The sequence below is a fragment of the Lysobacter arseniciresistens ZS79 genome (genome assembly GCF_000768335.1).
Classification (GTDB): Bacteria; Pseudomonadota; Gammaproteobacteria; order Xanthomonadales; family Xanthomonadaceae; genus Novilysobacter; species Novilysobacter arseniciresistens.
Window position 1 is genome coordinate 59086 of record NZ_AVPT01000007.1, and the last position, 23361, is coordinate 82446.

At 72.0% G+C, this 23361-nt stretch carries 18 protein-coding genes; 15 read left to right on the forward strand and 3 right to left on the reverse strand.

The window, feature by feature from the left end:
• The first annotated feature begins 29 nt into the window (after positions 1-29).
• The 9 genes from sufC (at position 30) to N799_RS05725 (ending at position 12315) form a co-directional block, all read left to right on the forward strand.
• Positions 30-794, forward strand: coding sequence for a Fe-S cluster assembly ATPase SufC (sufC, locus tag N799_RS05685; RefSeq protein WP_036209200.1), 765 nt, complete (start codon positions 30-32; stop codon positions 792-794).
• Positions 794-2101: a Fe-S cluster assembly protein SufD gene (gene sufD / locus N799_RS05690; RefSeq protein ID WP_036209202.1), complete on the forward strand. Its 1308-nt coding sequence runs from the start codon at positions 794-796 to the stop codon at positions 2099-2101. The genes sufC and sufD overlap by 1 nt, the downstream gene beginning before the upstream one ends.
• On the forward strand, positions 2098-3342 hold the full coding sequence (locus N799_RS05695) for a cysteine desulfurase (protein ID WP_036209204.1): 1245 nt from the start codon (positions 2098-2100) through the stop codon (positions 3340-3342). The genes sufD and N799_RS05695 overlap by 4 nt, the downstream gene beginning before the upstream one ends.
• 11 nt (positions 3343-3353) lie before the next feature.
• Positions 3354-3881, forward strand: coding sequence for a GNAT family N-acetyltransferase (locus tag N799_RS05700; RefSeq protein ID WP_036209206.1), 528 nt, complete (start codon positions 3354-3356; stop codon positions 3879-3881).
• Complete coding sequence (locus N799_RS05705; protein ID WP_036209208.1) at positions 3878-4198, forward strand: non-heme iron oxygenase ferredoxin subunit; 321 nt, start codon at positions 3878-3880, stop codon at positions 4196-4198. The genes N799_RS05700 and N799_RS05705 overlap by 4 nt, the downstream gene beginning before the upstream one ends.
• A gap of 177 nt (positions 4199-4375) precedes the next feature.
• Positions 4376-6712, forward strand: coding sequence for a catecholate siderophore receptor Fiu (locus N799_RS05710; protein ID WP_036209323.1), 2337 nt, complete (start codon positions 4376-4378; stop codon positions 6710-6712).
• An 87-nt stretch (positions 6713-6799) separates the two neighbouring features.
• Complete coding sequence (locus tag N799_RS05715; protein WP_036209210.1) at positions 6800-7492, forward strand: Fe2+-dependent dioxygenase; 693 nt, start codon at positions 6800-6802, stop codon at positions 7490-7492.
• A 74-nt stretch (positions 7493-7566) separates the two neighbouring features.
• Positions 7567-9771 (forward strand): TonB-dependent receptor domain-containing protein, encoded by a 2205-nt coding sequence (locus tag N799_RS05720; RefSeq protein ID WP_081974711.1) that lies wholly within the window; start codon positions 7567-7569, stop codon positions 9769-9771.
• A 3-nt stretch (positions 9772-9774) separates the two neighbouring features.
• Complete coding sequence (locus N799_RS05725; protein WP_036209211.1) at positions 9775-12315, forward strand: PepSY domain-containing protein; 2541 nt, start codon at positions 9775-9777, stop codon at positions 12313-12315.
• On the opposite strand, the gene N799_RS05730 is transcribed toward N799_RS05725, so the two are convergent.
• Together N799_RS05730 and N799_RS05735 are read right to left on the reverse strand one after the other, a co-directional pair.
• Positions 12309-12941: a HutD/Ves family protein gene (locus tag N799_RS05730; protein WP_036209212.1), complete on the reverse strand. Its 633-nt coding sequence runs from the start codon at positions 12939-12941 to the stop codon at positions 12309-12311. The two genes, N799_RS05725 and N799_RS05730, sit on opposite strands and share 7 nt — an antisense overlap.
• Positions 12942-13110: 169 nt before the next feature.
• Positions 13111-13416, reverse strand: coding sequence for a ComEA family DNA-binding protein (locus N799_RS05735; protein ID WP_036209216.1), 306 nt, complete (start codon positions 13414-13416; stop codon positions 13111-13113).
• 213 nt (positions 13417-13629) lie between these two features.
• On the opposite strand from N799_RS05735, the gene N799_RS05740 reads away from it, so the two are divergent.
• From N799_RS05740 to N799_RS05755, 4 genes are all read left to right on the forward strand, one after another.
• Entirely contained in the window at positions 13630-15120 is a 1491-nt protein-coding gene (locus tag N799_RS05740) for a M20 family metallopeptidase (protein ID WP_036209329.1), read from the forward strand.
• A 148-nt stretch (positions 15121-15268) separates the two neighbouring features.
• On the forward strand, positions 15269-17095 hold the full coding sequence (locus N799_RS05745; protein WP_036209218.1) for an assimilatory sulfite reductase (NADPH) flavoprotein subunit: 1827 nt from the start codon (positions 15269-15271) through the stop codon (positions 17093-17095).
• Complete coding sequence (gene cysI / locus N799_RS05750) at positions 17095-18807, forward strand: assimilatory sulfite reductase (NADPH) hemoprotein subunit (RefSeq protein ID WP_036209221.1); 1713 nt, start codon at positions 17095-17097, stop codon at positions 18805-18807. The genes N799_RS05745 and cysI overlap by 1 nt, the downstream gene beginning before the upstream one ends.
• Positions 18804-19565, forward strand: a complete 762-nt coding sequence (locus N799_RS05755; RefSeq protein ID WP_036209224.1) for a phosphoadenylyl-sulfate reductase — start codon at positions 18804-18806, stop codon at positions 19563-19565. The genes cysI and N799_RS05755 overlap by 4 nt, the downstream gene beginning before the upstream one ends.
• A gap of 30 nt (positions 19566-19595) precedes the next feature.
• Here the strand turns inward: N799_RS05755 and N799_RS05760 are convergent, their stop codons facing one another.
• Positions 19596-20582 carry a LysR family transcriptional regulator gene (locus tag N799_RS05760; protein WP_036209227.1) on the reverse strand — a complete coding sequence of 329 codons (987 nt, stop codon included), beginning with the start codon at positions 20580-20582 and terminating at the stop codon, positions 19596-19598.
• A gap of 250 nt (positions 20583-20832) precedes the next feature.
• Here N799_RS05760 and cysG point away from each other — a divergent pair, with 250 nt between their 5' ends.
• Both cysG and cysK read left to right on the forward strand, forming a co-directional pair.
• The gene (cysG, locus tag N799_RS05765) at positions 20833-22269 is read left to right on the forward strand and encodes a siroheme synthase CysG (RefSeq protein WP_052101271.1); all 1437 of its coding nucleotides are present in this window, start codon (positions 20833-20835) and stop codon (positions 22267-22269) included.
• Positions 22270-22301: 32 nt separating this feature from the next.
• Complete coding sequence (gene cysK, locus N799_RS05770) at positions 22302-23279, forward strand: cysteine synthase A (protein WP_036209230.1); 978 nt, start codon at positions 22302-22304, stop codon at positions 23277-23279.
• Positions 23280-23361: the final 82 nt, after the last annotated feature.

Genomic DNA, 23361 nt, shown 5'->3' on the forward strand with positions numbered 1-23361 from the left:
CACCCGTCCGCGGGATGCGAGAACAAAACATGCTGAAGATCGAAAACCTCCACGCCAGCGTCGCCGGCAAGGAAATCCTCAAGGGCCTGTCGCTCGAGCTGCAGCCCGGCCAAGTGCACGCGATCATGGGCCCTAACGGTGCCGGCAAGTCGACGCTGGGCAACATCATCGCCGGCCGCGAAGGCTACGAGGTCACCGAAGGCTCGGTCACCTTCAACGGCCAGGACCTGCTGGCGCTGGAGCCGGAGGAGCGCGCCGCGACCGGCGTGTTCCTCGCGTTCCAGTACCCGGTCGAGATCCCGGGCGTGAACAACACCTACTTCCTGCGCACCGCGCTCAACGCCCAGCGCAAGGCGCGCGGCGAGGCGGAGCTCGACTCGATGCAGTTCCTCAAGCTGGTGCGCGAGAAGCTCGCGGTGCTGCACCTGAAGGACGAACTGCTCCACCGCGGCGTCAACGAGGGCTTCAGCGGCGGCGAGAAGAAGCGCAACGAAATCTTCCAGCTGGCGTTGCTGGAACCGAAGCTGGCGATCCTCGACGAGACCGACTCGGGCCTCGACATCGACGCCCTGCGGACCGTCGCCGAAGGCGTCAACACGCTGCGCTCGGACGGCCGCGCCTTCCTCGTGATCACCCACTACCAGCGCCTGCTCGACTACATCAGGCCCGACGTGGTGCACGTGCTGGCCGACGGCCGCATCGTCGAGACCGGCGGTCCGGAGCTGGCGCTGCAGTTGGAAGAGCACGGCTACGCGTGGATCAAGGACCGCGTCGCGCCGGAGGCCGCCGCCTGATGAGCGCCCTGCTCGACTCGCTGGCTTCCACCCTGGACACGATCGAGGTCCGCGACGCCGCCGGGCTCGGCGACGCGCGCCGCGAGGCACTCGACGCCGCCCTGCGCGACGGCCTGCCGCACACCCGCGTGGAGGCGTGGAAGTACACCCCGCTGCGTTCGCTTGAACGCCGCAGCTTTGCCCGTCCCGAAACCGTCCCCGCGTTCGATAACGCCGCGCTGGCCGGCATCCCGGCACCGCGGATCGTGTTCGCCAACGGCCGTTTCGACGCCGCCCGTTCCGACCTCGCCGGCCTGCCCGACGGCGTCACCCTGCGGCCGCTGTCGCAGGTGTTGCGCGAGGGCGACGAGCGCGGCGCGAACTTCCTCGCCCGCCGCTTCGAGCGCGCCGACGAGGTGTTCGCCCGGATCAACGCCGCGCTCGCCGACGAAGGCGTGGTACTGCGCGTCGAGGCCGACGTCCGCACCACCACCGCCGTCCACCTGGTGTTCATCGGCGTGCCGGCGGACGGCGACCAGGCCTGGCACCTGCGCCACCGGCTCGAACTCAAGGGCGGCGCCGAGCTGCGCGTGGTCGAGCACCAGCTGTCGACCGGCGAACACCGCCACCTCGGCAACTCGCTGATGCACGTGCATCTGGGCCGCGGTGCGCGCCTGCTGCACGCGCGCGTGCAGGACGAGTCGGCCGGGGCCACCCTGCTCCACCGCACCGACGCCGTGCTCGCGCGCGACGCCGAGTACCGCCGGCTCGACCTCGAACTCGGCGCCGCCCTGTCGCGGCACGAGCTCAACGTCACCCTGCAGGGCGACAACGCCCGCCTGCATGCCAACGGCGTGCTGCTGGCCGACGGCAAGCGCCACCTCGACACCCGCCTGGGCATCGACCACGCCGCGCGCGACACCGCGTGCGAGCTCACCTGGCGCGGCATCGGCGCCGACCGCGCCAAGGCGGTGTTCCACGGCGGCATCCTGATCCGAGAGGGCGCCGACGGCACCAACGCCAACCTGTCCAACAAGAACCTGCTGCTGGGCGCGGGCGCCGAGATCGACACCCAGCCGGTGCTGGTGATCCACGCCGACGAGGTGCAGGCCGCGCACGGCGCGACGGTCGGCCAGCTCGACCCGACCGCGATGTTCTACCTGCGCTCGCGCGGCATCCCGGCCGAGCAGGCGCGCGCGCTGCTGACCGCCGCGTTCTGCCGCGAGACGCTGTCGGTGATCGAGGATGCCGCCGTGCGCGACGCGGTCGGCACCCGGCTCGACGCCTCGCTCGCTCGCTCGGTCGCGACCGGCATGGTGGACGCATGAACCGCGAGGCCGCGATCGCCGGCGGCGCCGTCGACTGGGCCCGCGTCCGCGAGGACTTCCCGGTCCTGAAGCGGCAGGTGCACGGCAAGCCGCTGGTGTACCTGGACTCGGCCAACACCGGGCAGAAGCCGGCGCGGGTGATCGACACCGTCGACGACTTCTTCCGCAACCACAACGCCAACGTCAGCCGCGCGGTGCACGCGCTCGGCAGCGAGGCGACCGAGGCCTACGAAGCGGCCCGCGGCAAGCTGGCGAAGTTCCTCAACGTCCGCGCCGACGAGCTGGTGCTGTGCAGCGGCACCACCTTCGCGATCAACCTGGTCGCCTACAGCTGGGCGCTGCCACGGTTGCAGCCCGGCGACGCGATCGTGGTCACGCGGATGGAGCACCACGCCAACATCGTGCCGTGGCAACTGGTCGCGCAGCGCACTGGCGCGACGATCAAGGTGGCCGAGATCGACGAGAACGGCGACCTCGACCTCGAACAGCTCTACGCGCTGTTGACCGCCGAGGTGAAGCTGCTCGCGGTGACGCACGTCTCCAACGTGCTCGGCACGGTCAACCCGGTGCGTGACATCTGCCGGCAAGCGCGCAAGCGCGGCATCGTCACCGTGGTCGACGGCTCGCAGGCGGCGCCGCACCGGCCGCTGGACGTGGCCGCGATCGGCTGCGACTTCTACGCGATCACCGGCCACAAGATGGCCGGACCGACCGGCACCGGTGCGTTGTGGGCGCGGCGCGAGCACCTCGACGCGATGCCGCCGTTCCTCGGCGGCGGCGAGATGATCAAGCAGGTGCGCTTCGACGGCACCGTGTTCAACGACGCCCCGCACAAGTTCGAGGCCGGCACGCCCAACATCGCCGGCTTCATCGGCCTCGGGGCCGCGGTCGACTACCTGTCGGCGATCGGCATGGCCAACATCGAGGCGCGCGAGCAGGAGTTGCTGGCCTATGCGACGGACCGGCTCGACCGGACCGAAGGCGTGCGCATCTTCGGCCGGGCGCGCGAAAAGGCCGCGGTGATCAGCTTCCTGATCGAAGGCGCACACGCGCACGATCTCGCCACCCTGCTCGACCTCGAAGGCGTCGCCGTGCGCTCCGGCCACCACTGCGCGCATCCGTTGATGCAGCACTTCGGCGTGCCGGCGACCTGCCGCGCCTCGTTCGCGTTCTACAACACCTTCGACGAGATCGACGCGTTCATCGCGGCGCTGGAGAAGGTGCGAAAGCTGCTGTTGTGACCCGCCCTTCCATGCCCGCACCGACCTTCCGCGCCGCCACCACCGCCGACGTCCCCGACCTCGTCACCCTGGTCACCTCCGCCTACCGCGGCGAGGCCAGCCGCGCCGGCTGGACCACCGAGGCCGACCTGCTCGACGGCAACCGCATCGTGCCGGAGGTGTTGCTGGCCGACATCGCCCGGCCGCGCAGCCGAATCCTGCTGGCCGGGGACGGCAACGCGCTGCTGGGCTGCGCACACGTCGCCGAGGAAGACGGCGCCGGCTACTTCGGCATGTTCGCGGTGCGGCCCGAGCTGCAGCGCGGCGGCCTGGGCCGGGCGATCCTCGCCGAGGCCGAGCGCATCGCGCGCGAGGACTGGCGGCTGCCGCTGATGCGGATGACCGTGATCGACCTGCGCACCGAACTGATCGCCTGGTACGAGCGCCGCGGCTACCACCGCACCGGCCAGACCCGGCCCTTCCCCGCTACCGACCCGCGCTTCGGCCTGCCGCTGCGCAACGACCTGCGCTTCGCCGTGCTGGAAAAGGAGCTGCCATGACCGACTGGGTCCGCGTCTGCACCACCGCCGAGTTGCTGCCCGGCGAGTCCACCGTCGCCTGGGACGGCGACACGGCGATCCTGGTGGTCAACTTCGAGGGCGACTACCACGCCATGGAAGACCGCTGCAGCCACGAGGACTTCGAGCTGTCGGCGGGCCGGTTCAACGGTGCCGACGCCACCATCGAGTGCGTCCTGCACGGCGCGAAGTTCGATGTCCGCGACGGCGCGGCGCTGTGCGCGCCCGCCTACGAGCCGGTGCCCAAGTTCCCGGTGAAGGTCGAGGACGGCGTGGTCTGGACCCGAGACGACCGCTAAAGCTCCTGCGTCTCGCTGTCAACGTTATTGCGAATCATTCTTACTTGCACTTAAAATGAACGGGCTCCGGACCCGTTCCGCCGCGTGCCGCCTCTCTCCCGGCACGTGGCCGCCGGCGGATGCACTCCCCCGCCACGGACCCGCCCCGCCGGTCCACCAATGACAAGGCACATGGAAATGGCCCATATCAAGAGCCGCAAGCACGCCGTCGCCCGTCCGGCGACCTCGCCCTCCTCCCGTTCGGTCACCGCCGCCTCGTTGCTGGCCGGCCTCGCCCTCGGCGCCCCGCCGGCGCTGGCGATGGATGCCGGGCTGGATGCCGCGCCCGCCGGCGCGGTGCAGGCGACCACGCTGGACGGCGTCCACGTCGAAGGCCAGCGGATCAAGCGCTACACCGGCCAGTCGGCATCGCCGAAATTCCAGCAGCCGCTGGTCGACACCACCCGCACCCTGAGCGTGATCGGCAGCGACCTGTTCAACGAGCAGGGCGCCACCACCCTCACCGAGGCGCTGCGCAACAGCCCCGGCGTGAGCACCTTCTACGTCGGCGAGAACGGCAACACCACCACCGGCGACGCCGTCTACCTGCGCGGCTTCGACACCTCCGGCAGCATCTTCGTCGACGGCGTGCGCGACCTCGGTTCGGTCTCGCGCGACGTGTTCAACATCGAACAGGTCGAGGTCGCCAAGGGCCCGGCCGGCACCGACTACGGCCGCACCGCGCCGACGGGCGCGATCAACCTGGTCACCAAGCGCCCGCACCTGCGCGACAGCACCGCGGCCTCGGCGTCGTACGGCAGCGAGGACCACAAGCGCCTGACCGCCGACTGGAACCGCGCGTTCGGTCCCGGCGCCGCGCTGCGCGTCAACCTGATGGCGCAGGACAGCGAGGTCGCCGGGCGCGACGTGGCCGAGAACAAGCGCTGGGGCGTGGCGCCTTCGCTCGCGTTCGGCCTCGACGGCGCCACCCGCGTCTACGTCGACATGCTGCACGTGCAGCACGAGAACATCCCCGACGGCGGCGTGCCGACCATCGGCCTGCCCGGCTACACCTCGCCGGATCCGGAGCGTCCCGAGCTCGGCAGCGCGCCGCCGGTCGACCCCGGGAACTTCTACGGCACCCTCGGCGACTACGACGACGTCACCGCCGACATGGCCACCGTGCGCGTGGAGCACGACTTCGGCGCCGACGCGCGGCTGGTCAACACCACCCGCTGGGGCCGCACGCAGCAGGACTACATGCTGACCGCCTTCATGGGTTCGGCCGGCCGCCTGCTGACGCCGGACATCACCGACCGCTCGACCTGGACCATCACTCGCAACCTGCCGACGTTCAAGGACCAGCGCAACGAGATCCTGACCAACCAGACCCTGCTCAACCTGGCCGTCGACGCCGGCGGCGTCCGCCACGACATCACCACCGGGCTGGAACTGATCCGCGAGGACCTGCAGACCCTCGGCGTGGCACCGGTGGCCGGCACCGGCTGGCCCGACGCCAACCTGTACAACCCCGACCCCGCCGTCACCGGCCTGCTGCGCGAGCACACCGGTGCCCGCGGCGACGGCCGCACCGACACCGCCGCGGTCTACGCGTTCGACACCATCACCCTCAACGAGCGCTGGCAGCTCAACGGCGGCCTGCGCATCGACCGCTACGACACCGAATACAGCAGCCTGGTGCCGTGCGGCGGCCGTCGCGGGCCCGACTGCGGCGGCCTGGCCGAGGGCAGCATCGTCCCCGGCGTCGACGCCGACGTGTCCGACACGCTGTTCAACTGGAAGCTCGGCGCGCTCTACAAGCCGGCCGACAACGGCAGCATCTACGCCAGCTACGCGATCTCGCAGCAGCCGCCCGGCGGCGCCAGCCTCGAGCTGAGCGACCGCGACAACAACCCCAACAACCCGGCGTTCGACCCGCAGAAGGCGCGCACCGCCGAGGTCGGCAGCAAGTGGCAGGTGGCCGGCAACGCCCTGCTGCTGACCGCCGCCGTCTACCGCACCGAGCTGACCAACGAGATCGTGCAGGACCCGATCGACCAGCGGTACTACCAGAACGGCAGCAAGCGCGTGCAGGGCATCGAGCTGGGCGCGGCCGGCCGCATCACCGACGCCTGGCTGGTCTCGGCCGGCTTCACCACGATGGACACCGAGGTGACCGAAGGCCCGACGGTTTCGGTCGACGGCTCCACCGACCTGGCCTACACCCCCGAGCACGCCTTCACCGCGTGGACCACCTACCGCTTCGACAACGGCCTGACCCTCGGCGGCGGCGCGCGCTACTCGGGCGAGCTCAAGCGTGGCAACGACGGCGCGGTCGGCACCCCGGCCTACACCGAGGATTACTGGGTGGTGGACGCGGTCGCCAGCTACGCGTTCAACGAGAACCTCGACCTGCGCCTGAACCTCTACAACCTGTTCGACGAGGACTACGTCGCGGCGATCAACAAGAGCGGCTACCGCTACACGCCGGGCGCCCCGCGCACGGCGATGCTGACCGCGAACTTCCACTTCTGACCGCACGCGGCCACCACGCCACGCGCAACGCACGTGCACGGACGCCTTCCCGCGCGGGGAGGCGTCCGTCGCCACAGGGGACCGACCATGCTGCTCCACATCCCGGGCATCCTCGACGACGCGCAGCTGGCGCGGTTCCGGCAATCGCTCGACGCCGCGGCGTGGACCGACGGCCGGCAGACCGTGGGCCCGCAGGGCGCGCAGGTGAAACGCAACCTGCAACTGCCGGAGGACTCCCCGCTGCGCCAGCAACTGGGCCGCGAGGTGCTGGCGGCGCTGGCCGCCAACCCGCTGTACTTCGCCGCGGCGCTGCCGGCGCGGACCCTGCCGCCGCGCTTCAACCGTTACGAGGGCGGCGGCCGGTACGGCTTCCACGTCGACGGCGCGGTCATGGCGATGGCGGTGCCTGACGGCCTGCCGCCGGTCAACCTGCGCTCCGACGTGTCCTGCACGTTGTTCCTGTGCGATCCCGACGAGTACGACGGCGGCGAGCTGGTCATCCACGACACCTACGGCGAGCACGAGGTGAAGCTGCCCGCGGGCGACCTCGTGGTCTATCCGTCCAGCAGCCTGCACCGCGTCGCCCCGGTGACGCGCGGCGCGCGCGTGGCGGCGTTCTTCTGGGTGCAGAGCCTGGTCCGCGACGACGGCGAGCGCCGGATGCTGTTCGAACTCGACCAGGCGATCCAGGCGCTCACCGCCAGCGGCGCCGACGGCGAAGCCGTGCTGCGCCTGACCGGCGTGTACCACAACCTGCTGCGGCGCTGGGCCGAAACCTGAGCGCCGCCCTCCACCACTCCCGCCGCCGGTGATCCGCCGGCGCGTTCCCGCACACCCCTCCCCCCGAACCAAGCATGCGCACCATCGACAACGGCCGCGGTACCCCCATCCGACAGATCACCACCGGGTCCAACTCCGCCCGCTCCAACCCCGGCCTGTCCCCGCCCCGTCGCGCGGTGCTCGCTGTCGCACTGTCGATCGCCCTGCCCGCCGCCCACGCCGCGACCCCCGCAGCCCCGACCGACCTCGATGCCGTCGTGGTGACCGCTGCCGGCTTCGAGCAGGTTGTCCGCGAGGCGCCGGCCAGCATCACCGTGATCACCCGCGAGGAGCTGGAAACCCGCCCGGTGCACGGGCTGGCGGACGCCCTCGCCGACATCGAGGGCGTGGACGTCGGCGTCGGCGTCGACAAGACCGGCGCGCCGCAGGTGAGCCTGCGCGGCATGCCGTCGGAGTACACGCTGGTATTGATCGACGGCCGCCGCCAGAACACCTCGGGCAACGTCGCACCGAACAACTTCGGCAACACCGCCAACAACTTCATCCCGCCGATGTCGGCGATCGAGCGCATCGAGGTGATCCGCGGGCCGATGTCGACGCTGTACGGCTCGGACGCGATGGGCGGCGTGATCAACATCATCACCCGCAAGGTCGGCACGCGTTGGGGCGGCGCGGTCGGCGTCGAGACCACCGTGCAGGAGCACGACGAGTTCGGCGACCTGTACGGCGCCACGTTCTACCTCGACGGCCCGCTGGTGGCCGACCGCCTCGGCCTGGCCGTGCGCGGCGCGTGGTTCAAGCGTGGCGACGCGCGCATCGCCTACGACGAGGTGGACGGCGGCACCGCCGCGCCCCGCATGGGCGCCAACCCGGCCGCCTACGACGGCCACAAGCTCGGCACGCGCCTGTCGCTGGCGCTCGGCGACGACCACGACCTGTGGCTGGACGTCGCCGCCAACCGCCAGGACTACGACAACAGCGACGGCCGCATGGGCACGCTCGGCAGCGGCGGCTACGCGCCGGAACTGCGCTTCAACCGCGACCAGGCCACGCTCGCCTGGGACGCGCGCCTGGGCTACTCGCTGCTGCAGTCCAGCCTGCAGCGCACCGCCACCGAGACCGTCGGCCGCCTGCTGCCGGCCGGCACCGTCAACGCCGGCAGCCCGCGCCGGCTCGAGAACGAAAATCGCGTGCTCGACACCAAACTGGTCACCGACATCGGCGCCCACAAGCTCAGCGTCGGCGGCCAGTACCTCGACGCGGAGCTGGTCGACGGCGCCACGCCGGCACCGTTCCGCTTCGAGCAATGGGCGCTGTTCGCCGAGAACGAGTGGCGCATCAACGACGCCCTCAACCTCACCGTCGGCGCGCGCCACGACGACCACAGCCGGTTCGGCAGCCACCTCAGCCCACGCGCCTACCTGGTCTGGAACGCCAGCCCCAACTGGGTGGTCAAGGGCGGCTACAGCCAGGGCTACCGCTCGCCCAACGTCGAGGAGCTGACCCCCGGCATCCGCGGTTTCGGCGGCCAGGGCACGATCCCGCTGATCGGCACCCCGGGCCTGCAGCCGGAGACCAGCGCGACCACCGAGCTGGGCGTCTACTACGCCGCCGACAACGGTTTCAGTGCCAACCTCACCGTCTTCAACAACGACTTCGACGACAAGATCGCCAGCGGCACGCCGGTGGCCAACTGCGCCTACGCGCTGACGCGGGACGAGTACGAGGCCGCCGATTTCAGCGGGGTCGACTGCTTCGACGCCGGCTGGTTCCCGCGCGCACCGACCTTCGGCCAGAGCGTCAATGTCGACCGGGCGGTCACCCGCGGCGCCGAGTTCGCGCTGCAGGTGCCGCTGGCCGATGCCTGGGACCTGGCGGTCAACTACACCCTCACCGACAGCGAGATCAAGAGCGGCGACGACGCCGGCGAGCCCCTGGCCAACACCCCGCGCCACCTGCTCAACGCCAGCCTCGACTGGCGGGCGAGCGACGCACTCGCGCTCTACCTGCGCGGCGAGTACCGCAGCGCGCGCTACCGTGGCCCCGGCGCCGCGCAGGACCAGCTGGGCGACTACAAGCCGTACTCGCAGTACCACCTCGGCGCGCGCTACCGCTTCAACGACGCCGTCAGCCTCAACGCCGCGGTCCACAACCTGTTCGACAAGGACTTCGTCGACTACCTGCCGTACGACAACAGCGGCACCCTCGCCTATGCCAACAGCCGCAGCACCAGCGAAGCCGGCCGCCGGCTGTGGCTGTCGCTCGACGTGGAGTTCTGACCGGTGACCACGACGTTCCGCAACGTGATCTTCCAGGTCCACTGGTTCCTCGGCATCACCGCAGGCGTGGTGCTTGCGCTGGTCGGCGTGACCGGCGGCATCCTCAGCTTCGAGGACGAACTACTGGAGGCGCTCAACCCCGGGGTGATGACGGTCGAGCCCGCGGGGCGCACGCCGCTGTCGCCGGCGACGCTGGTCGAGCGCGTCGGCGCCGCCCGGCCGGGCGAGGCGATCGCATCGCTGGAGCTGTCGTCCGGGCCGCGCGACGCCGCGGTGGTCGGTTTCGCGCCAAAGGACGGCGAGCGCCGCGGCGCGCGCCGCCACGTCGACCCGTACAGCGGCGAGGTGTTGCCCGAGCCGCGCTACCGGGGCTTCTTCCGCACCACGATGCAGCTGCACCGCTGGCTGGCGGCGGACGATGTCGGCAAGCAGATCGTCGGTGCGTCGACCGTCATCCTGGTCTTCTTCTGCGTGTCCGGCCTGTACCTGCGCTGGCCGCGCCGCTGGGGCAGCCTGCGCAGCTGGCTGGCACTGGACTGGAAGCAGAAGGGCCGCAACTTCCTGTGGCACCTGCATTCCATCGTCGGCACCTGGGTGCTGGTTGCCTACCTGGTGATGTCGCTGACCGGGCTGTGGTGGTCGTATGGCTGGTACCGCGACGCGGTCAACGCGTGGGCCGCATCGGGTACGCCGGAGCGGGTCGAGGCGGCCGCGCCGGCCGACCGCGGCGCGCCGCCGGCGCTCGACATCGACGCGGCGTGGCAGGCCTTCGTCGCCAGCGCGCCGGCGTGGAGCAGCGCCACCCTCAGCCTGCCCAGGGACGACGGTCCGCTGTCGTTCCGCTACCTCGACGCCGACCCCGCGCACGAGCGCGCGCGCAACTCGCTGGACCTCGACCGCTGGACCCTGCAGCCGGTCGGGCACGAACGCTACGACGACCGCAGCCTGCGGCAGAAGATCGGCGGCAGCATGTTCCCGCTGCACCGCGGCAGTTTCTTCGGCACCACCGGGGTGGTGGTGTTCATGCTGGCCAGCCTGCTGATGCCGCTGTTCGCCGTCACCGGCTGGATGCTCTATCTCGACCGCCGCCGTCGCAAGCGCGCAACCATGACGGCGGCCGCGGCGCTGGCCGCGCAGCCACCGGCGCCGGCCCAGGGGCCGTCATCCGACCCGATCCTGGTCCTGCACGCCAGCCAGACCGGCACCGCCGAGCAGATCGCCCTGCGCACCGCCGCGACCCTGCGCGACGGCGGCTGCGCGGTGGAGGTGCAGCCGCTGGGCGCGGTGACGCCGGCGGCCCTCGCCGGCCGGCAGGTGCTGTTCGTCGCCGCGACCTTCGGCGAGGGCGAGCCGCCCGACGGTGCCCGCGCCTTCACCCGCAAGCTGCGCGACGGCGCCGTGTCGCTGGCCGGCCTGCGTTACGGCGTGCTCGCGCTGGGCGACCGCGGCTACCGCGACAGCTACTGCGCGTTCGGCCGCGAACTCGACCAGCACCTGCACCATGCCGGCGCGCAGCCGCTGTTCGACCGGGTCGAGGTCGACGACGGCGACCCGGCCGCGCTGCGCCACTGGCAGCACCACCTCGGCCAGATCAGCGGCAACACCGATGCGCCCGACTGGCGCGCCCCGGACTACCGCCGCTGGGAGCTGGTCGAACGCCGCCTGCTCAACCCCGGCAGCGCCGGCGGCCCGGCGTTCCATCTCGCGCTGCAGCCCGGGGACGCCGCCGACCTGCAGTGGCAGGCCGGCGACATCGCCGAGATCGGCCCGCGCCACCCGGCCGCACGTATCGACGCGTGGCTGGCCGCGGCCGGATTGCGCGGCGACACACCGGTCGGCATCGCCGGCAACGAAGAACCGCTCTCCGCGGCGCTCGCCCGCTCGCAGTTGCCGATGCCGCAGCCCGGCACCACGGCGCAGGCGGTCGCCGACGCCCTGCAGCCGCTGCCGCACCGCGAGTACTCGATCGCCTCGCTGCCGGCCGACGGCAGCCTGCAGCTGCTGGTGCGGCGGATGGACCGCCCCGACGGCCAGGCGGGCCTCGGCAGCGGCTGGCTCACCGGCGACGCCGCCATCGGCCAGGCAATCGACCTGCGGATCCGCAGCAACCCCGGCTTCCATCCGCCGGCCGACGACCGGCCGCTGCTGCTGGTCGGCAACGGCACCGGCCTGGCCGGCCTGCGCGCCCTGCTCAAGGCCCGAATCGCTGCCGGGCATTCGCGCAACTGGCTGGTGTTCGGCGAACGCAACGCCGCCCACGACGCTTTCCACAACGACGAACTCGAGGCCTGGCAGCGCGACGGCCAGGTGCGGCTGGACCGGGTGTACTCGCGCGACCAGCCCGAACGCCATTACGTCCAGCACCGGCTGGCCGAGTCGGCCGACGAGATCCGCGAATGGGTCGAGGCGGGTGCGTCGATCCACGTCTGCGGCAGCCTCGAAGGGATGGCACCCGGCGTCGACGCGGCGCTGGCGGCGATCCTCGGCACCGACCGGCTGGAGGCGATGGCCGCCGAAGGGCGCTACCGGCGCGACGTCTACTGAGCGTCCACTGGGCCCGGCGGACCTGCGCCGGGCCCGGTCAGGCGCACCAGCAGCACCTCGCCACCGCCGTCGAGCACGTGGCGAAGGCGCTCCCCGCCGGCGGAAAACACCGCGGTGTCGCCGCCCTCCAGCGGCGGCAACCCGGAGTCGTCGGCAAACCGGGCCTGTCCGGCCAGCAGGTGCACCGCCCAGGTCGAATGTGGCTCGGCGAAGATCACCATCGGCCCCACCAGCGGCCGGTGCCACAACGCGGCCTCGACCCGTCCGCGCCGCCACATCAGGTTGAAGTCGTGGGTGGTGCCGTCGATCAGCTCGCCGGTCAGCGCGCGTTCGCCGGCGAACCGGTGGCGGTCATGCGGCGGGTGCAGCTCGATGCACTCGCCGTCGTCGAAGCGCAGCCGCACGCCGTTGCCCGCCAGCAGCACGAGTTCCCGGTCGATCCCGGGGAAACACGAGAACGCCGCGTCCTGCTCGATTTCGGCGATCGACAGCCGCCAGTCCCAGTCGTTGGCCCCGCCGCCGTCGCCATCGCCGCCGCGGCAGATTTCGCGGGTCCAGCCGAGCTGGTTGCGCCAGCGCTCGCGGCGGTACTCGTTGGCGGGGATGACGCGGGAAACGGCTGGCATCGGCGTGGCACGGAGCGGACGGAACGGCCAGTCTATCGACCCGCCCGGCGTGGCGGCGTTCGCGCGCAACGATGCCACCCGCCCCGGTTCCGTCCGGTGCGGGTGGCGTACGTCCATGTCCGGAGTCTCCCCCGTGTTCCTGTGCGGGCATCCTGCCCGTCTGAGGGTTTCAGCGCGCGCCGCCGGCCTTCGCGGCGCGGGCCGCGCTGCCGACCACGATGCGGTCGCGGTTCTTCTCGACCGTCGCCAGGCCGATCCCCTTGACCAGTGCAAGCTGCTCGGCGCTGCGGAACGCACCATTGGCCTTGCGGTACTCGACGATCGCCCGCGCCTTGGCCGGGCCGACGTTGACCAGCACCTCGTCGAGGGTCGCGGCGTCCGCGGAGTTGATGTCGACCTTGTCGGCCGCCAGCGCGGAGCCGGCGAACAGCAGCGACAGCAGCAGCGCGCGGGCGACGGTGCGGATGGATTTCATGGCGTGCTCCTTGCAACGGTGGGTTTCTGGCGGACGCATCCGGTGGTGTCCGCCGGTGGAGACAGTCTCCGCCGCGTGCCGGTGCCGGCCCATCGCCCCCAGGCCCACCGGCATCCCGGCCAATGCCGCAACGTCGTGTAGGAAAAGCCCTACCCCGCCAGCGCTACAATCGAAGTCCTTGCATCACGGGACCCGCACATGGCCGCCAACCTCATCGACCACGCCCGCATCGAGCGCTTCGTCGGCGCCAAGTGGGACGACGAGATCGTCCCCCGACTCGTCGAATACATCCGCATCCCGAACAAGTCGCCGATGTTCGACGCCAACTGGGTCGAGCACGGCTACATGGACCAGGCCGTCGCGCTGATGGAAGGCTGGGCGAAGGCGCAGCGGATCGACGGCATGCAGGTCGAGGTGGTCCGGCTGGAAGGCCGTACCCCGCTGATCCTGCTGGAGATCCCGGCGGCCAACGGTGGCAGCGACGACGACTGCGTGCTGCTCTACGGCCACCTCGACAAGCAGCCCGAGATGACCGGCTGGGACGACGACCTCGGCCCGTGGAAGCCGGTGATCAAGGGCGACCGCCTGTACGGACGCGGCGGCGCCGACGACGGCTACGCGATCTTCGGTTCGCTGACCGCGGTGATGGCGCTGCGCGAACAGGGCCTGCCGCACGCGCGCTGCGTGGTGCTGATCGAGGCCTGCGAGGAGTCCGGCAGCTACGACCTGCCCGCCTACGTCGACCACCTCGCCGACCGCATCGGCAAGCCGTCGCTGGTGGTGTGCCTGGACTCGGGCTGCGGCAACTACGACCAGCTCTGGTGCACGACTTCGCTGCGCGGCCTTGCCGGCGGCAACTTCACGGTGAAGGTGCTCGACGAGGGCGTGCACTCCGGCGACGCATCCGGCGTGGTGCCGTCGAGTTTCCGCCTGCTGCGCCAGTTGCTGTCGCGGCTGGAGGACGAGACCACCGGCCGGATCCTGGTCGAAGGGCTGCACGTGGAGGTCCCGGCCGAACGGCTGGAGCAGGCCCGCCGCGCCGCCGGCGTGCTGGGCAACGCGGTGTTCGACAAGTTCCCGCTGCTCGACGGCATGGCCCCGATGAACGACGACCTCGCCGAGCTGGTGCTCAACCGCACCTGGCGACCGGCGCTGTCGGTGACCGGCATCGACGGCATGCCGCCGCTGGACTCGGCCGGCAACGTGCTGCGCCCGCACACCGCGGTGAAGCTGTCGCTGCGGCTGCCGCCGACGCTGGACGGCCGCAAAGCCGGCGAGCTGCTCAAGGACGTGCTGCTGCGCGAACCGCCCAACGGCGCGCACGTCGAACTGGAGCTTGAGAAGTCCTCCAGCGGCTGGAACGCCCCGGCGCAGTCGCCGTGGCTCAGCCAGGCGATCGACGACGCCAGCCAGGCGTTCTACGGCCAACCGGCGATGTACATGGGCGAAGGCGGCTCGATCCCGTTCATGGGCATGCTCGGCGAGAAGTTCCCCGGCGCGCAGTTCATGATCACCGGCGTGCTAGGCCCGCATTCCAACGCGCACGGCCCCAACGAGTTCCTGCACATCCCGATGGGCAAGCGCGTCACCGCCTGCGTGGCCCACGTCATCGCCGACCACCACCGCGCCTCCGCGCGCGGCGAGACCACCGGCGTCGCGGCCGCGGCGAGCACCCAGGAGCGCGGCGAACACGGCTGCTGCTGAGCCGTCCCGCCATGTCCCCCGACACACCCCGGTCCGCCGGGGTGTTTTTTTGGCGCACCGCAACGGCATGACCGCATAACCGGCGCTCCTTTCCGCCCCGGCGCGGCGGTTCCTAGGCTGGCCGCATTGCCTGCTGCGAGCCCTGCCGATGTCCGCACCTGCCACGGCCGTCCCCACCACCATTGCCCCCCACCCGCTGTCGCCGGACCAGGCGCAGGTGCTCGACCGGCTTACCGGCGGCTTGGACGCCAACGGCCTGTGGTGGCTGTCGGGCTACATGGCCGGGCTGGCGCGCAGCCACGCGGCACCGTCGCTGGCGGTCGCGGCGGACGTGGCTCCCGTCCCCGCCACGGCACCGCTGACGGTGGTCTACGGCAGCCAGACCGGAAACGCCAAACGGCTGGCCGAGAAACTGGCCCGGCAGCTCGAAGCCGGTGCCGTCCCGGTCCGCCTGCTGCGCGCGGACAGTTACCCGGTCCGCGAACTTAAGGACGAGCGCCGGCTGTACCTGGTGATCAGCACCCAGGGCGACGGCGAGCCGCCCGACGACGCGCGCGGCCTGGTCGAGTTCATCGCCGGCCGGCGCGCACCCGGGCTTGAGCAGCTGCAGTTCGGCGTGCTGGCGCTGGGCGATTCGAGTTACCCGCAGTTCTGCGCAATCGGCCGCCGGCTCGACGCGCGCCTGGCCGAACTCGGCGCCCGCCGGCTGTTCGAGCTGGGCGAGGCCGATCTGGACATCGACAGCGTGGCGACGCCGTGGCTGGAGCGCGCGGTGCGGACCGCCGTCGAAGCCACCGACGTCGCCCCGGCGCGCCAGCCGGGCGCCACCGTCACCCCGCTGCGGCCGGCCACGCCGGCGTTCGACCGCGAGCGGCCGTTCGCCGCCACCGTGCTCGGCAACCAGCCGCTGACCGCCAGCGCCGGGCGCCGCCACCGCAGCGACCGCGACATCCGCCACCTCGAACTGTCGCTGGAAGGCGCGAACCTGCCGTACGAACCCGGTGACGCCCTCGGCGTGTGGCCGCGCAACCCGCCGGCGCTGGTCGACGCGGTGCTGGCCTCGCTGGGCCTGCCCGCCGACGCGCCGGTGAAACACGGCGACGAGGAACACCCCCTGCACCACTGGCTGGAGCACAAGCGCGAGCTGACCCGGCTGACCCGACCGTTCCTTGCACGCCACGCCGAGCGCGCGCGCGACGCGACGCTGTCGGATGCGGACACCGCCGCGGTCACCGCCCTGCTCGAGCGCGACCAGCTGATCGACCTGCTGCGTGCGCACCCCGCGGGCTGGGAGCCCGGGGCGCTGGTGGCGGCGTTGCGCCCGCTGACGCCGCGGCTGTATTCGATCGCGTCCAGTCGCAAGCACGTCGGCGACGAGGCCCACCTCACCGTGGCCCATGTGCAGTGCACCCGCGACGGCGAGAGCCGCTGGGGCGCCGCCTCGCACCTGCTGGCCGGCAGCGGCCCCGACGCCAGCGTGCCGGTCTTCATCGAGCACAACGAGCGCTTCCGGCTGCCGGCCGACGCCTCGCGCGACATCGTCATGATCGGTCCCGGCACCGGCGTCGCGCCGTTCCGCGGCTTCGCCCAGGAACGCGCGGCAATCGGTGCGGGCGGACGCAACTGGCTGCTGTTCGGCAACCCGCACCTGCGCACCGACTTCCTCTACCAGACCGAGTGGCAACAGGCGCTTCGCGACGGCCGGCTGCACCGGCTCGACCTGGCTTTCTCGCGCGACCAGGCCGAAAAGGTCTACGTGCAACACCGCCTGCGCGAACACGGCCGCGAGCTCTACGCCTGGCTCGAAGGCGGCGCCCACCTGTACGTCTGCGGCGACGCCAGCCGCATGGCTCGGGACGTGCACGCCGCGCTCGTCGAGGTCATCGCCACCCACGGCGCGATGGCGCCCGAGGACGCCGAGGCGCATCTCCACTTACTGCAGCAACAGGGCCGCTACGCCCGGGACGTGTACTGATGGGCAGCCACTCCGTCGAAGACATCAAGCGCGCCAGCCGCGGGCTGCGCGGCAGCATGGTCGAGTCACTCGCCGACGCCCACACCGGCGAACTGCGCGAGGCCGACCAGCGGCTGGTCAAGTTCCACGGCAGCTACCAGCAGGACGACCGCGACCTGCGCGAGGCGCGGCGCCTGGCCCGGCTGGAGCCGGCCCACGCCTTCATGATCCGCATCCGCACGCCCGGCGGCGTGGTCACGCCGTCACAGTGGCTACAGCTGGACGACATCGCCACGCGGTATGCGGAGCGCGGCCTGCGCATCACCACCCGCCAGACGATCCAGTTCCACGGCGTGGTCAAGCACGAGCTGAAAGCGACGATGCAGGCGATCAACGCCGCGCTCATCGACACCATCGCGGCCTGCGGCGACGTCAACCGCAACGTCATGGTCGCCGCCAACCCGCTGCAGTCGCAGACGCATGCGCAGGTCTACGCGCAGGCGGCTGCGCTGTCCGAGCACCTGCTGCCGCGTACCCGCGCCTATTACGAGATCTGGCTGGACGAGCAGCCCGTGGCCGGCACGCCCCGGGTCGAAGAACCGCTCTACGGCGAGGCCTACCTGCCGCGCAAGTTCAAGATCGGCTTTGCGATCCCGCCGAGCAACGACGTGGACGTGCTCGCCAACGACCTGGGCTTCATCGCCATCCTCGACGCCGACGGCGGACTGGCCGGCTACAACGTCAGCGCCGGTGGCGGCATGGGCGCCAGCCACGGCGACCCGGCGACCTACCCGCGCCTGGCCGACGTGATCGGCTTCGTCACGCCGGAGCAGGTCACCGCGCTGGCCGAGGCGGTGATCGGCACCCAGCGCGACCACGGCGACCGCGAGGTGCGCAAGCACGCGCGGCTGAAGTACACCATCGACGACCGCGGGCTGGCGTGGTTCGTGGCCGAGGTCGAGCGCCGCGCCGGCTTTGCGCTGGCGCCGCCGCGGCCGTTCGGGTTCAGCCACAACGGCGACCGCTTCGGCTGGGTCGAAGGGGACGACGGTCGCGCGCACCTGACCCTGCGGATCACCGCCGGCCGCATCGAGGACGCGGCCGGGTCGCGCCACCAGACCGGCCTGCGCGAGCTGGCAGGCCTGCTGGCCGCGGTGGACGGCACGCAATTGCGCATGACCCCGAACCAGAACCTGGTGGTCGCCGGCGTGCCGGCCGCGTTGCGCGCGCGCGTCGACGAGCTGCTCACCGGCTTCGGGCTGGACGGCTACCGCCACGCCAGCCCGCTGCGGCGCAACGCGCTCGCCTGCGTCGCCCTGCCGACCTGCGGCCTGGCGATGGCCGAGGCCGAGCGCTACCTGCCGACCCTGCTCGACCGGGTCGAGACGCTGCTGTCCAGCCACGGCCTGCTGGACGCGCCGATCCACCTGCGCATCAGCGGCTGCCCCAACGGCTGCTCGCGACCGTACCTGGGCGAGATCGCGCTGGTCGGCAAGGCGCCCGGTCGCTACAACCTGATGCTCGGCGCCGACCATCGCGGACAGCGGCTCAACACCCTGTACCGCGAGAACATCACCGAACCGGACATCCTCGGCGCCCTCGATCCGCTGCTGGCGCGCTATGCCGCCGAACGCGATGCCGGCGAAGGTTTCGGCGACTTCCTCGTGCGCGTCGCGGTCGTCGTCCCGCCGAAGCGCATCCCGCTGCAGCTGGCCGCGGAGGAGCAGTCATGAGCGCCGCCGCGCCAGCCGCCATCCCGGCCGTCGCGCCAACGGCCGCCCCGTCCGCGCGTGCACTCCGCGAGATCAACCACTGGCTCGCCGGCCGCACCGCCGAGCAACGCGTGGCGTGGTCGCTGGAGAGCACCGCCGGCGCCCATGTGCTGTCGTCGAGTTTCGGCGCCCAGGCGGCGGTATCGCTGCACATGGTCACCCGGCAGGCACCCGGCACGCCGGTGATCCTGGTCGACACCGGCTACCTGTTCCCCGAGACCTACCGCTTCATCGACGAGCTGCGCGAGCGCCTCGCGCTCGACCTGCGGGTCTACCGCCCGGACCCGGCGCAGGCGTGGAGCCGTGCCGAAGTGGCGGAGCTGCAGGCGGCCGGGGTCGACGCGATCCACCGCTACAACCAGGTGCACAAGGTCGAGCCGATGCAGCGGGCGCTGGCCGAGCTCGGTGTCGGCACCTGGATCGCCGGCCTGCGCCGCAGCCAGTCACGCACGCGCGCGGGGATCGACCTGCTCGCGCGCCGCGACGGCCGCTGGAAGCTGCACCCGCTGGCGGACTGGAGCGACCGCGACATCTGGCATTACCTGCAACGCCATGGCCTGCCGTACCACCCGCTGTGGCACGAGGGCTACGTCTCGATCGGCGACGTGCACTCCACCCGCCCGCTGGAGCCGGGGATGCACGAGCAGGACACCCGCTTCTTCGGCCTCACGCGCGAATGCGGGCTGCATTTCGACAGCGACGGCGAGCAGGCGGCGTAAGCCCCACGCCGGACGGGGGCTGCGGCCCCCTCAAGTCGTGATCGTCTGCCCCAGCTCGACCCAGCTCGGCGCGGCCGGCCAGTCGGGCTCCTGGTTGCCCTCCACCACCCGCCGCAGGTCGCGGCGGTCGATCTGCGGGGCCAGCGCATGGACCAGGTCCAGGGCGTACTCGCGCAACACCCGCGCCCGCGGGATCACCGCCCAGGTCACGCATTCGGGCAGGCTCGGCGGCGCCGGCAGCACGCGCAGGTCTTCGTCGCCACCGCCGCCCAGCGCCATCTCGGCCAGCACGCCGACGCCGAGGCCGGCGCGGACGTAGGTCTTGATCAGGTCGGCGTCACGGGCGGTCATCGCCACCTGCGGCTCCACCCCGGCCGCGGCGAACGCGCGACGCAGCGACGAGTCCGCGTGGTTGGAGGATTCGTAGCTGACCAGCGGCGAGCGACCCAGCTCGGCCAGGGTCGGCGTGCGCTGCAGGGCCGCCAGCGGATGCGCACGCGGCACCAGTACCACCCGGCTCCAGCGGAACAGCGGCACGGCCAGGCCGCCTTCCGGCACGCTGCCGGCGGTGCTGATCACGGCCAGGTCGGCCTGTCCGCGCGCCAGCTGGCCGAGCACCTCGCCATCGGCGGCGGCCTGCAGGTGCACGCTGACCCGCGGGAACGCGTGCTTGACCCGCGCGATCGCCGCCGGAAGCACGAACCGCGCCTGGGTGTGGGTGGTGGTCAGGACCAGTTCGCCGGCTTCCTCGCCGCGCTGGTTGGCGGCCAGACTGCGGATGTTGCCGGCCTGCTCCAGGATCAGCCGGGCGTGGGCCAGCACGCGTTCGCCGGCCTCGGTCACCGCAGCGAGGCTGCGGCCCTTGCGCCGGAACAGCTGGAAACCCAGCTCGTCCTCCAGTTGCTTGAGCTGCTTGGACAGGCCGGGCTGGGTGGCGTGCACGCGTTCGGCCGCCAGGGTGATGTTGAGGCCGGAATCGGCGATCGCGACGAGGTAGCGCAGCTGGGTCAGGGTCATGTCGGCAGGGGTCCGGATGAAGGTGGGCGGGCACGGGAGCGCGGGAGGGCTCGGCCACGACAGGTGCACATCCGGGTAAACGATTTCATTTTCTTGATCTCTTCATTGCGATGAAGCGATTTATACATGATCGCGCGCGCCTGTTTACGCCTGGCTTATGCCCTGACGGCATAAGGGCAGAGGGGGCAATCATTTCAAGGCCGGGGGCGTTGTGGCTAGCGTCGCAGCACCCCTCCCACGCCCCGCCGCCATGTCCTCCGTGCCTTCGCTGTTCCCCGTGTTTGTCGACCTGCGCGACCGCCCGGTGCTGGTGGTCGGCGGCGGCGCGGTCGCGCGGCGCAAGTCGGCCGCGTTGCTGGAAGCCGGCGCGCGGGTCACGGTCGGTGCGCCCGCCCTCGACCCCACCCTCGCCGGCTGGGTCCGGCAGGGCCGCGTCGTCCACGTTTCCGGCGTGTTCGAAGCGGGCTGGCTCGACGGCGCCTGGCTGGTGGTCGCGGCGACCGATGACGACGGCACCAACCGCGCCGTGGCCGCCGCGGCCGGGGCGCGCCGGGTGTGGGCCAACGTGGTCGACGAGGCGGAGCTGTCGGCCTTCCACGTGCCCTCCCGGATCCGGCGCGGCCCGCTGCAGGTGGCGATCTCCAGCGGAGGCGGTGCACCGATGCTGGCGCGGGCGGTGCGGGAGCGGCTGGAAACCCGGCTCGACGACTCCCTCGGCCCGCTCGCCGAGCTGCTCACGCGCCGGCGGCACCGCATCCGTGCGCGCCTGACCGACATCGCCGCGCGCCGGCGCTTCTTCGACCGCCTGTTCGACGGCCCGCTGCCGGCGCTGCTGCGACGCGGTGCGCGCGACGCGGCCGAGCGGGCGTTCGAGCAGGCACTGGCCGAAGCCCCTGCGCAATCGACCGGTTCGGTCGCCCTGGTCGGCGCCGGGCCCGGCGACCCCGGCCTGCTGACCCTGCGCGGCCTGCGGCTGCTCAACGAGGCCGACGTGATCCTGCACGACCGCCTGGTCAGCCCCGAAGTGCTCGACCTCGCCCGCCGCGACGCCGAGCGCATCGAAGTCGGCAAGCAGGCCGGCAACCACCGCACCACGCAGGCCCAGATCCACGCCCTGATGCTCGAACACGCCGGCGCCGGCCGACGCGTGGTCCGACTGAAGGGCGGCGACCCGTTCGTGTTCGGCCGCGGCGGCGAAGAGCTGCAGGTGCTGCGCGCCCACGGCATCGACTACGAAGTGGTGCCCGGCATCACCGCCGCGCTGGCCTGCGGCGCGTACGCCGGCATCCCGCTCACCCACCGCGACCACGCGCAGTCGGTGCGGCTGCTCACCGCGCACTGCCGGGACCCGTCCGACGAACTCGACTGGGCGTCGCTCGCGGCCGGGTCGCAGACGCTGGCGGTCTACATGGGCGTCGGCGGGCTGGAGCGGTTCGGCGAGCGTCTGGTGGCCCACGGCCGCGCCCCGTCCACGCCATTCGCACTGGTCGAGAACGGCTCGCGTGCCGACCAGCGCGTGGTCACCGGCCGCCTGGCCGAACTCGCCGAGCGCGCCCGCGAGCACCACATCGCATCGCCGGCGCTGCTGGTGGTGGGCGAGGTCGCCGCGCTGGCCGACACGCTGCACTGGTTTGGCGCGCCGCCGCTCGGCGGTTGTCGACCCGAAGCCCTGCCGCACGCCGCCTGACCCGCATCCCACCGACTCGAAAGGAACCCCACATGGCCCTGCACGACAGCATCCTCGACACCATCGGCTCCACCCCGATCGTCCGCCTCAACCGCATCGCGCCCGCGCATGTGTCGCTCTACGCCAAGGTGGAGTCGTTCAACCCCGGCGGCTCGGTCAAGGACCGCCTGGCGCTGGCGATCATCCTCGACGCCGAGCGCAGCGGCGCGCTCAGGCCCGGCCAGACCGTGGTGGAGGCGACTTCGGGCAATACCGGGGTGGCGCTGGCGATGGTCTGCGCGGCACGCGGCTACCCGTTCGTCGCGGTGATGACCGAGACCTTCTCGGTCGAGCGCCGCAAGCTCATGCGCGCGTACGGGGCGAAGGTGATCCTGACCTCCGCGGCCGAGCGCGGCACCGGCATGGTGCGCCGGGCGGCCGAACTGGCCGAACGCCACGGCTGGTTCCTCGCGCGCCAGTTCGACAACCCGGCCAACCCCGCATGGCACCGCCAGACCACCGCGCCGGAAATCCTGCGTGACTTCGCCGGGCGGCGACTGGACTGGTTCGTCAGCGGCTGGGGCACCGGTGGCACGCTCACCGGCACCGGGCAGGTGCTCAAGGCGGCGCGGCCCGACCTGCGCGTCGCGGCCGCCGAACCCGCCGCCGCGTCGATGCTGGCCGGCCAGCCGTGGCAACCGCACAGGATCCAGGGCTGGACGCCGGATTTCGTGCCGTCGGTGCTCGAACCCGCGGTGGCCGACCAGGTGTTGGCGATCGACGACGTGGTCGCCCGCGACACCGCGCGGCTGCTGGCCACCCGCGAAGGCCTGTTCGTCGGCCTCTCGGCCGGTGCCACCGTCGCCGCCGCGCTGCAGGTGGCCCGCCAGGCCCCGGCCGGCAGCACCCTGCTGGCGATGCTGCCCGACACCGGCGAGCGCTACCTGTCGACGTTCCTGTTCGAGGGCGTGGCCGAGGGTTCCGACGACGAGTGGCTGGCCAACCTCGAACGCGAGGCGGTCGCCGCCTGAGCAGGCCGGGCGATCGGCGGCCGGCGTTTCCCCGGGTGCACCGGGTCAGTACCCTGTGCACCTGCGGCCGACGCCGCCCGGA